The sequence below is a fragment of the Streptomyces sp. NPDC058291 genome (assembly GCF_042880855.1).
In the GTDB taxonomy this organism is placed as follows: domain Bacteria; phylum Actinomycetota; class Actinomycetes; order Streptomycetales; family Streptomycetaceae; genus Streptomyces.
In genome coordinates this window covers 1-9,766 of the sequence record NZ_JBHVYK010000097.1, presented here as the reverse complement: position 1 = coordinate 9,766, position 9,766 = coordinate 1, and the positions used below count along the sequence as shown (strand labels likewise).

Genomic DNA, 9,766 nt, shown 5'->3' with positions numbered 1-9,766 from the left:
ATCCCCCATGGAGAAGCACGCGCTGGCACCGCCTCAGATAATCCGCCATCACCTTAAATTGGATGAATATGCCCTTCCCTCCCTCGGGCATTGCGTTGCACCCGCACGCCGAACAGCTAGCGAACCGGACGAAATCCCCCACCCTCAGCCCCGACATCGCACTTCCTTCACAAGATGATCACATCCAGCCGGCTGAAGCGTAAACCGCACCACTGACAACGACCCTGCCGGGTAGACCATCTTGGGCGATCGCGATGCGTCGACGCCGGGCCACCGCACCGAAGCCACAACCCGGGCCGCCTGCCACCACTCCATCCGGCGCCGCCCTGCCGCCACCCTTCCACGCCGCCCCGCCGGGATGTCGGGAATGCGATCACAATAAAGATGATCATTTAGTTTCATAACCCATACGGTTAGTCCGGTCAATACCGAGCGCAAGCGATCAGCAACTGACGCTGCGGGAACACTGCGACGCCTGCGATGCCGTGACACCGCAGAGACTCCGGGCCGAGGGGGAGACCTGACCTGCCCCGGCCAGCGGGACCGGCAGAAGACGGGGCAGCGCAACACCCGTCGTACGGATAGATACAAGCGAGGCAGGACGAGGCGTCAACCTGTCGGCAGCTACGTTCGAGTGACCCAACTGCCCGTCATCGAGTTGACGATCGCTACCAGATCTTGCTGCAGGTTCATCAACACCAGCAACCAGGGCCTCGGTCCCGCCGACAGCCCGGGCCGACACTCACCAGGTTCAATCGGCATCTTCATCGGCTGTTATACGACGGTGGAGAGTTGGCGGCAGCGCCGCAGGAGCAGTGGGCCTCTGCAGCCCGGAAAACGGATTCGCCCGCCACCGGATACCGGTAGCGGGCGAATTGCCGTCCTTCGCGGTGCCCCGGAGTCGGGCCCGCGAACGGTCAGGTCAGCCGTGTACGGCGCGGACGAGCAGGTCGGTCAGGAGGCGGATGTCGCTGGGAGTGTTCTGCAGGCCGTTCCAGCGGCGCTGTTCGCCGTCGGGAAAGCGCCACATGCCCGAGGTCCAAGCGGTGACCGGCATCAGGCCCAGAACAGCGTTGCGTACGGTGTCGCAGTCGACTTCTTCTGCTTGCATGCCGTCGGTGAGGCTGTCCATGACGAAGCCCATGGCCTGGATGCCGGCACCGTGGGTGAGGCGGGACTGGCGGGGCGGCAGTTTCCAGGCGTCACTGAAGGTGTCCTTGACCATGGTCCAGAACGAGCGCAGGTGCAGCAGCATGCGGTCGACGTCGCCAGAGCCGTCTTCGGGGTTGCGGTACTGGTAGAGGGCGCCCTCGAAGAGGCTGTGCTCCAGCATGCGCAGGACGGCCGTGTCTTTGATGTTGCCGTCGGGCGAGGTCGGACTGGCGATGCGGCCGTAGAAAGGGCCCTGGCCATCGGTGTTGAGGCGGGTCATCAACTGGGCGGGCAGGCGCTTGCGGGCGTAGCTGGGCGGGAGGTGGCCGCTGGTTTCGGGCAGGAGTTCGTGGATGAGGCCCTTGGGCAGCGGCTTGGTGGAGTTGACCAGGATGAACTGGGAGCGCTGGTCGTCGTGGTCGTCGGCGATGAACCCGACGGCGGCGACGGGGAATTCAACCAGATCGGCGTCGCGGATAGCGGCGCTGCGCTGCTGGCCGTCGACGATCAGGGCAGGCTTGTCCTCGTCGGGAAGGGATTCGTCGACGGGGATGACCAGTTCGCCAGGGACGGAGTAGTCGACGCCGTCCTTGCGCCGCGCTCCGGTCTCGAAGCGGACGTTCTCGTCGAATGCCAGCACCAGGGCGTTGGGAAGCATGGCGTTGTCGGACTCGAGGTAGCGACGGATGCCGCGAATGTGGCTGAGGACCTCGGGGCGCTGGTAGCCCTGGAGATTGCTGTCGTCGTCGCGTCGAACGCGGGAGACGGCGGCGAAGCTGTGGAGTTTCTTGCCGTCAACGGCGAAGCAGTAGATCCTTCTGTCACCCTGGCGCACTTCAAGCGCTGGGAGCCTGAGTTCGTAACGGTCGGCCATTGCCTCTCCAGACATATCAAAAAATCGAAAAGTGAGGTTACCCGAAGGTGAGGGAGCGCATCTTGGCTTCGAGTACGGTCAGATTATGGAATCCGCGGCGCTTGTTGCGTTCGCTTCCGCGGAATATGGCGATCTCGATGCCGTGCTTATCGCACAGGGCGCAGGGGCAGGCGCGCCAGGGTGCGTCGCTGAGGGTGCGCTCGTAGAGTGCGAGATAGCTCTTCTTCTTCGGGCCGAGTACGAGGGACTCGTACACCTGGAGTGCGGTCAGGACGTCCTCAAGGGAGGTTTCCTCACCGTCGAATTCCCGCAGGGCGCGCAGGCAGGCTCGTTCTGCAGTGATGGCCTCGGCCTGGGAGACGCTTCCCGAGAGGATGAGGCGTTTGAGGGCAGGGTTCCCGTCGACTTGGGGGACTCTGATGGCCGTGTAGGTGTCGGTGGCGGTGTGGTAGTTGTTGCGGTCGTCCATGAAGGCCTGACGGAAGACCGAGGTGCTATCGAAGCTGGTCACGCCGTGGCTGGCGAACTGCTCCATGCTGTCGACGCGGTTGATGCCGAGCAGGTGTAGTTCGGTGTCGTGGTTGCGTACTTCATCAATGGCTCGCAGGCAGGCCAGGATCTCGTGGGACTTGAGAGGGACCATGCCGCCGAGGGCGATACGCCGGTATCCCATTTTCTGCAACTGTGCGACGGAGTGGGCGTAACTGTCAGGCCCCCATCCCTGGGCGGCGCCAACAGGTTCGAAGCCGGCGCCGTTCTTTTTGGTCGCAGCGAGAAAGTTCTCGGCGAGCTCCAGGGAGATCTGCTGGCGTTCCAGCCACGTCGGTTCTGGTTCTGTATCAGATTCTTGAGGGATGTAGCCGAAGATGATGTGGTCGATGCTGATGCCGGCGTCGAATCCGCAACGGCCGTAGAAATCGATGACTTCATCGACCTCGTACGGAGGGCGTTCTTCGTCGATGTAGTTGAAGGCGCCACAGTCACCGATGGTGGAGCAGGTTTCGGGAAGGCGGAAGAAGTTCCGCACACCCAGGCGGTAAAGCCGCTCGCGTTGCGGAGTGGAGTATTTCCCTGCACCCTTCATGGATCCGTCGACAACAGCCTTGCTGACAAGAATCCCGTCATACGGGATCGGCGTCACGGCCTGGTGGGCGTAGACGTCGTCGCGCTGACGGACTCGGTAAGGCGAGTACTCGTCGTTGACGAAGTCATAGGTGGGGCTCACCAGGTCCTGGCTGTCAGGGAAATAGAATTTCACGCGGCTTTTGCCTTTTCCTGCACATAGATACGGAGGAGGTAGTTCGACAGGGTGCTGATGTGGCGCGGATTGTTCTGGAGTTCGTTCCAGGGGATGTTCAGGTCTGGCCAGCGCCCCTTGGTCCAGTAGCAGTGCGGGGCGATCAGGGCGAGTTCGTCGCGTGCCTGCTGCAGTGCGTGGGGGGAGGCGGGGTCAATGGCCATCATCACGCGGTCCATCAGGCGTCCCATGGAACGGATGCCCACACCGTGCATGAGGCGACTTCGGGTGGGCGGCAGGCCCCAGGCGTCAGGGAAAGTGTCGCGTACCGCAGTCCAGTAGGTGACAAGGATCTGGCGGATGGTAGCGGTGTCCACGGTGTTGTTGGAGAGGTTTTTGTAGGGGAAGAAGGCTCCCGACGGGGAGTTGAGGGCCTCCTGGATGGCCGTGGTGAGGCTGTTGTCGGTGACGACAGCGTCGGCTTTTTGCTCGGCGGTGGTGGAGGGGCGGCGCACCAGTCCGCAAAACGGTGAGTCCTTGTCGTGGTTAAGCGCTTCGACCAGGACCGCGGGGAGTTTGCGGGCGGAGAGTTTGGTGGGCAGAGCAGTACCGACCTCGGGGAGGAGTTCGGTGACCAGGTTGGTCGGCAGGGGGGAGACCGTGTTCACCCGCAGGAACTGGTCCCGCTGGGTTTCGAGATCCTCGGCGACGAAGCCGGCGATGGTGACGGCCAGGCGGGTGTTGCGGGTGCGGGCCAGAGCGAGGCTGCGCTGCTGGCCGTCGACAATCCAGGCAGGCCGGGGGGCGTCGGGGGAATCTGGCAGCGTGATCTCCAACGTGCCAGAAGTGCACAGGCCGTCGCTGCTGCTGGGGCCGGGGCTCGATTTGAAGCGCACACTGGCGGGCAGAGCCATGATCAGACCATTGGGGAAGAGGACCTCGTCGCTGTCGAGGTATTCCAGGATCTGCCGTACGTGCTGCTTCTTCTCGGGGCGCTGGTAGCCGATGAGCTTACCGGCCTCGTCGCGGGAGATCCGGGCGACATCGGCGACCAGATGGACCTCTTCTGCCGCCAACGTGAACACGTACAGCGGGATCGTGGGGTGCTGCTCGATCCGCAGGGCTCGGCGTTTCAGCACAGTGGAAGTCATCAGCGGCCAATCGTTGATTCGTACAGGCCTGCGAAGCGCTTCTGTTCGCAGGCCATCCCCTTGTCTCGAAACAGACGCAGCAGGCGGGTACGAGAGGCGTCGGGGTAGGTGCGCTTCATCTCTTCAATGACGGCGATGACGATCTTGTCCGTAACCGGTGTGCGGTCGTAGCGCTCAGGCCGGGCAGTCTGGGCGACCCAGTCGTCCCAGCGCAGCTGGGCGGGGGGGTCGGTGAGGCGTCCGGGTGTGCAGTGCTCGAGCCAGGAAGCGGCCATGCGCACGTTGAGGCTGGTCAGGGTGCCGCCCAGGGCGTGGCGCAGGCCGGCGTTGGCGGGCACGCGCCGTATGCCCTCGATGTCGGTGGCACCACCGATCAGGACGACGTCGGTGGCGGTATCGGCGAGGGCGAGCAGGTCGTGGTGCATGGCCTGGGCATAGGGCGCAGACAGCACAACGAGAGCGCGTCCTGCGGCGCCGGCGATCTGGGGCAGGTCGCGCGTGCCGTCCAAGCGCTGCAGATGATCCCACCACTGGGAGCTCTGGGCGCTGGAGGAAGCCACGGAATCTACGTGTCGGGTCAGGAAAGTCGCGGCGTAGGAGGGGGCGGGGCTGGAGACTGGACGTAGGCCCAGGCCTGCGGAGGCTGCATACAGGCGGGGGGTGAAGCCTGCTCGGGATGCAGCGTGGGTGAGCGCGAGGGCGCGTTTCCACTGGTCTCCCCGGTACAGGTCCTCCAGCGTCGAATGCCTGCTCGGTGTGGTGCGCAGTCGGTGCGCCCACTCCTCGGCGCGCTGGGGCAGGTCGGCCGCCTTCAGGGTGCGAGCCTGCAGGTCTGCCGTGGGAGGGGACGCTTTCCGGTCCGTGCAGGTGACCACGATCGGCAACTCGTTCACTGCGGCTAGACCCCTGGGTTCCGGTAACTCGTTTGTTGTTGTGATTACTGTAGCCGCTAGTTAGAGGGGTAGGCTGCCTCTGCCTCGACTGAGGCAACTGGACTTCGGATAAGGGAGTGACAGCATGGACCGTCCCGCGATCGTGTTGCTGAGCGGCGGCCTGGACTCGACCACGGTGCTGGCCATCGCCAAGGACCAAGGGTTCACTCCCTATGCGCTCAGCTTCCGCTATGGCCAGCGGCACAGCATCGAACTGGAAGCCGCCAAGCGCGTTGCCGAGGTCCAGGGTGTGTCCCGGCACGTCATCGCCGACATCGATCTGCGGGTCTTCGGTGGCTCTGCCCTGACCGCCGACATCGAGGTCCCCAAGCACGAGTCGCTGGATGACGTCGAGGACGGCGGGGTGCCGATCACCTACGTTCCGGCCCGCAACACGATCTTCCTGTCGTTCGCCCTGGCTTTCGCCGAGACCGTAGGTGCCAGCGACATCTTCACCGGAGTCACCGCCGTGGATTACAGCGGCTACCCCGACTGCCGCCCCGAGTACATGGACGCCTTTGCCACCATGGCGAACCTGGCGACCCGGGCCGGCGTGGAGGGCACCTCCCGGATGACGCTGCACTCCCCCCTGATCGCCATGTCGAAGGCCGACATCGTGCGCGAAGGCCTGCGTCTGGGCGTGGACTACTCCCTCACGTCCTCCTGCTACGACCCCGATGACCAGGGCCAGGCCTGCGGCAAGTGCGACACGTGCCTGTTGCGCCTGAAGGGCTTCGCTGAAGCCGGCGTCACCGACCCTGTCCGGTACCAGAGCGCCTGAACATGACCTATCTGATCAAAGAGATCTTCTACACCCTGCAGGGAGAGGGCAGCCACGCCGGCCGCCCGGCGGTCTTCTGCCGCTTTTCCCGCTGCAACCTGTGGACCGGCCGGGAAGCAGACCGCTCCCGCGCCATCTGCCAGTTCTGCGACACCGACTTCGTCGGCACCGACGGAGAAGGAGGCGGCCGGTTCGGCACTGCGGAGGATCTCGCCGATGCCGTCGAGGCCGCCTGGCCCAGCACCGACCGTGCCCACCGGTTCGTGGTGTGTACCGGCGGCGAGCCCCTGCTACAGCTGGACGAGGACGCCATCACCGCCCTGCACGGCCGCGGCTTCGAAGTAGCGGTGGAAACCAATGGCACCCGGCCGGCTCCCCGCGGCATCGACTGGCTGTGCGTCAGTCCCAAGATCGGGTCCGACCTGATCTTGACCAGCGGGGATGAACTGAAGCTGGTCTACCCCCAGGCTGGCGGCGACCCGGCCCAGTTCGAGGGGCTCGACTTCCAGCACTTCCGGCTGCAGCCGCTGGATGACGCCCACCGTGAGGACCACACCCGCGCCGCTGTCGAGTACTGCATGAAGAACCCGCGCTGGACACTCTCTCTCCAGACGCACAAGTATCTGGGAATTCAGTAATGGAAATCTTTCGCGAGTTCACCTTCGAAGCAGCCCACCGTCTGCCGCGCGTGCCCGAGGGCCACAAGTGCGCCCGCCTGCACGGCCACTCCTACAAGGTCACCGTGCACGTGGAGGCACCCGTCGATCCGGAGGCGGGCTGGGTGATGGACTTCGGCGACATCAAGCAGGCTTTTAAGCCGATTGATGCACAACTCGACCATTACTACCTGAACGACATCGAAGGTTTGGAAAACCCCACCAGCGAGAACCTGGCCCGCTGGATCTGGGACCGGATGACCGCAGAACTCCCTGCCTTGTCGGCGATCACCGTGCGCGAGACCTGCACCTCCGGTTGCACCTACCGAGGCGAGTAGCAGGATGCACGACATTCAAAACGAGGTCGACCACCGCGGCGTAGCCATCGACGAAGTAGGGATCAGCGGCCTGCGCTACCCCGTCACGTTCGATGACGGCCACACGCGCCAGCACGGTATCGCCGACATCAGCGTCACCGTCGGCCTGCAGGCCGACCGGCGCGGCACCCACATGAGCCGCATGATCGCCCTGGTGCACGAGGAGGTGGCCACCCTCGCCCCGCAGGAGTTGCCCATCGTCCTCAAACGAGGGCTCGCTCTGCTCGAAGCCCCGACCTTGGCCATCGCACTGTCCCTCCCCATCGCCACGGTCGTGACCGCACCCGCAAGTCAGCGGCAGTCGTGGCAAACCCACGACGTCACCATCACCGGCCGCATCACCGCCGACACTTGCACCGTCGCGACCACAGTGACCACCGACGTCACCAGCCTGTGCCCGTGTTCGAAGGCCATCTCCGACTACGGGGCCCACAACCAACGCAGCGAAGTCACCCTCACGGTCATCGGGACCGCCGACGTGCCCTACCCCCTGGCGATCCACGAAATCATCGAGGTGCTGCGCAACTCCGGTTCTGCCCCCGTCCTGCCTCTCATCAAGCGGCCCGACGAACGCATCGTCACCATGCAGGCTTACGACCATCCCGTTTTCGTCGAAGACATCATCCGTGACATAAGCCTGGTGTGCCGCGAAAAGGGTCTAAAGCATGCGATCAGGGCGAAGAATTTGGAAAGCATTCATAGCCACGACGCCATTGCCAGCCTGACCTTCACTGGCTGAACCCACGCACGCGCCCCGGGACAGGAAAGGGGATGCCATCCCCTTTCCTGTGCCGCGCCTGTGGCGGCAAGACGCATGAGCCCACCAGCGCCCGCGGGAGGCGACCGCTGGCGGTTATGCACGCGCCCCGCAACCCGTACAGCGGGCCAGCACCCGCGACGCTGTCTGGCGCGCCGGCCGCGAGTGACCTGCTCGAGTCCCTCAGCGCGGTATCGCCACCCACCCCACGCGGATCTTGCACACCCCCGGAATCAGGCGCTTGCCCCAGCGCGACAGCACCGACCGACGCCTGAAGAATGTCAGTGCCGTGCGCTGTACTGTCTGCACGTTCGTCCCACCGCCCGTATGCCGCTGGAGCCGAGCACAGCACCCCACCACCGAGACAGAAAGTAGATCGTGAAGGCTCCCGCTCCTGCTGGTATCGCCACGCTCATCGCCTACATCGCCACTATCCCGGCCGCCAACTTGGCCGTCACCCATTTCGGTGCAGTACCCGTCGGCCTCGGTTACGTGGCGCCTGCCGGCGTCTACCTCGTCGGCCTGGCGCTTGTCCTGCGCGACCTTGCAAGGGAGGCGGTCGGCCGAGGCGCCATCCTCGCCGCCATAGCCATCGGCACGGTCCTCTCCTACCTTCTCGCTAACCCCAGCCTCGCCACCGCGTCAGCGGTCGCCTTCGCCGTCGCTGAAACCATGGACTTCGTCGTCTACGAACCCCTGCGCAAGCGAGGACTACTGGTCGCAATATTGGCCTCGAACGCCGTCGGACTTCTGGCCGACAGCCTCTTGTTCCTCCACCTTGCCTTCGGCTCCTTCAATTACCTGCCTGGACAAATCCTCGGCAAAGCGTGGATGACCTTCGCAGCCGTCGCAGTCCTGGCGCTACTGCGCCGCCGCTCACGCGCTATCGCCTGACCGTCCCAAGCTGTCCTCCACGCACGGCAGGAAACCTCACCGCAATCGCCTTCGCTCAGGTCCTGCGGGAGAAGGGAGTTCCCGGCGTTTGCGTCGTCGCAGAGGCCGTGTGATTGCAGATGAGGGTCAGCAACTTCGGCGGAAGTGCGGCGAGTTGACCTACTTCTCGGTAACTCGCTACCGAAACTGTAGAATTGTGGGGCCCCACTCCGGCTTACCGGAGTGGGGCCCCTTTTTTGTCCTCTTCTGCACAAGCAGGCGGGGTGGGCGGGGGCGTCGCCGTCATCAGGTTCCTAGGCCGCGAGAGCGGCGACGCCCCACCACGAAGGGGATTACCTATGAACCACCAGCATGACACGTCCGTCAACGCAAGCCAGAACAGCCAGGCCGGTCTGCAGGCCCCGGCTCGCCAGGCTGCCGCTCCCCGGCACGTTCGCGTGTCCGTCGGCAAGCATTTCGACCTGTCCGTTTCTCTGTCGGTGTCGCCGGCCTTCCTCATGCTCCTGGCGGCGGCCGTCGGTGTCGCGGGCGGGAACTACTGGTTCCTGCTCTGAGAAGAGCCGTGGTTGAGCGCACGGCCTGGCGCAGTTAGCGGCGCCAGGCCGTGGACCATCCGTGGACGGCGTGAGCTTGACACACTGGTTTTGTCCGTGCGACCAGCGTCTTTGCCGAAGCCTGAAAAGCCCTCCGGAGCCGTGTGCGCAGGTTCGAATCCTGCCGGGGGCACTCCAGTTCGGACAGCGTGATCAAGGCGCTGACCAGCAAAGGTGCCAAGTATGAAGACCCGGCCTCAGTCTCACTGAGTCCGGGTCTTTGTCGTTGTGTGTCACTGATCGCGAGTGAGTGGCGAGTGACTTTACCTAGCACTCGCCCTCGGCAAGCCGTCGGCACCCCAATCGAGAGTTCGCATCATGGGCAGCAGCGAGGGACTCTAAAAGTCTAATGTGTTGGGTGG

10 protein-coding genes are annotated in these 9,766 nt (G+C 64.4%); 6 read left to right on the top strand and 4 right to left on the bottom strand.

Annotated elements, in window-relative coordinates:
- Window positions 1-922: 922 nt before the first annotated feature.
- Genes dbpB (ACFVYK_RS32640) through ACFVYK_RS32625 form a run of 4 tightly spaced genes read right to left on the bottom strand, consistent with a single transcriptional unit; the run spans window position 923 to window position 5,307 of the window.
- Window positions 923-2,026, bottom strand: a complete 1,104-nt coding sequence (gene dbpB / locus ACFVYK_RS32640) for a DGQHR domain-containing protein DpdB (RefSeq protein ID WP_365117230.1) — start codon at window positions 2,024-2,026, stop codon at window positions 923-925.
- Between the two features lie 37 nt (window positions 2,027-2,063).
- Window positions 2,064-3,284, bottom strand: coding sequence for a tRNA-guanine transglycosylase DpdA (gene dpdA / locus ACFVYK_RS32635; RefSeq protein ID WP_389780244.1), 1,221 nt, complete (start codon window positions 3,282-3,284; stop codon window positions 2,064-2,066).
- Complete coding sequence (gene dbpB / locus ACFVYK_RS32630; protein WP_389780242.1) at window positions 3,281-4,414, bottom strand: DGQHR domain-containing protein DpdB; 1,134 nt, start codon at window positions 4,412-4,414, stop codon at window positions 3,281-3,283. The genes dpdA and dbpB (ACFVYK_RS32630) overlap by 4 nt, the downstream gene beginning before the upstream one ends.
- Complete coding sequence (locus tag ACFVYK_RS32625; RefSeq protein WP_389780241.1) at window positions 4,414-5,307, bottom strand: hypothetical protein; 894 nt, start codon at window positions 5,305-5,307, stop codon at window positions 4,414-4,416. Before ACFVYK_RS32625 ends, dbpB (ACFVYK_RS32630) begins: the two co-directional genes overlap by 1 nt.
- Before the next feature lie 124 nt (window positions 5,308-5,431).
- Here ACFVYK_RS32625 and queC point away from each other — a divergent pair, with 124 nt between their 5' ends.
- The 6 genes from queC to ACFVYK_RS32595 all read left to right on the top strand — a co-directional run bounded on the left by queC (window position 5,432) and on the right by ACFVYK_RS32595 (window position 9,365).
- On the top strand, window positions 5,432-6,127 hold the full coding sequence (gene queC, locus ACFVYK_RS32620; protein ID WP_389780239.1) for a 7-cyano-7-deazaguanine synthase QueC: 696 nt from the start codon (window positions 5,432-5,434) through the stop codon (window positions 6,125-6,127).
- Window positions 6,128-6,129: 2 nt separating this feature from the next.
- The gene (queE, locus tag ACFVYK_RS32615; RefSeq protein ID WP_389780237.1) at window positions 6,130-6,765 is read left to right on the top strand and encodes a 7-carboxy-7-deazaguanine synthase; all 636 of its coding nucleotides are present in this window, start codon (window positions 6,130-6,132) and stop codon (window positions 6,763-6,765) included.
- Window positions 6,765-7,121 carry a 6-carboxytetrahydropterin synthase QueD gene (queD, locus tag ACFVYK_RS32610; RefSeq protein ID WP_389780235.1) on the top strand — a complete coding sequence of 119 codons (357 nt, stop codon included), beginning with the start codon at window positions 6,765-6,767 and terminating at the stop codon, window positions 7,119-7,121. Before queE ends, queD begins: the two co-directional genes overlap by 1 nt.
- Before the next feature lie 4 nt (window positions 7,122-7,125).
- On the top strand, window positions 7,126-7,899 hold the full coding sequence (locus tag ACFVYK_RS32605) for a GTP cyclohydrolase I FolE2 (RefSeq protein WP_389780233.1): 774 nt from the start codon (window positions 7,126-7,128) through the stop codon (window positions 7,897-7,899).
- A 396-nt stretch (window positions 7,900-8,295) separates the two neighbouring features.
- Window positions 8,296-8,811, top strand: a complete 516-nt coding sequence (locus ACFVYK_RS32600) for a VUT family protein (protein WP_389780232.1) — start codon at window positions 8,296-8,298, stop codon at window positions 8,809-8,811.
- Window positions 8,812-9,149: 338 nt separating this feature from the next.
- Entirely contained in the window at window positions 9,150-9,365 is a 216-nt protein-coding gene (locus tag ACFVYK_RS32595) for a hypothetical protein (RefSeq protein ID WP_389780230.1), read from the top strand.
- The last annotated feature ends 401 nt before the right edge of the window (window positions 9,366-9,766 follow it).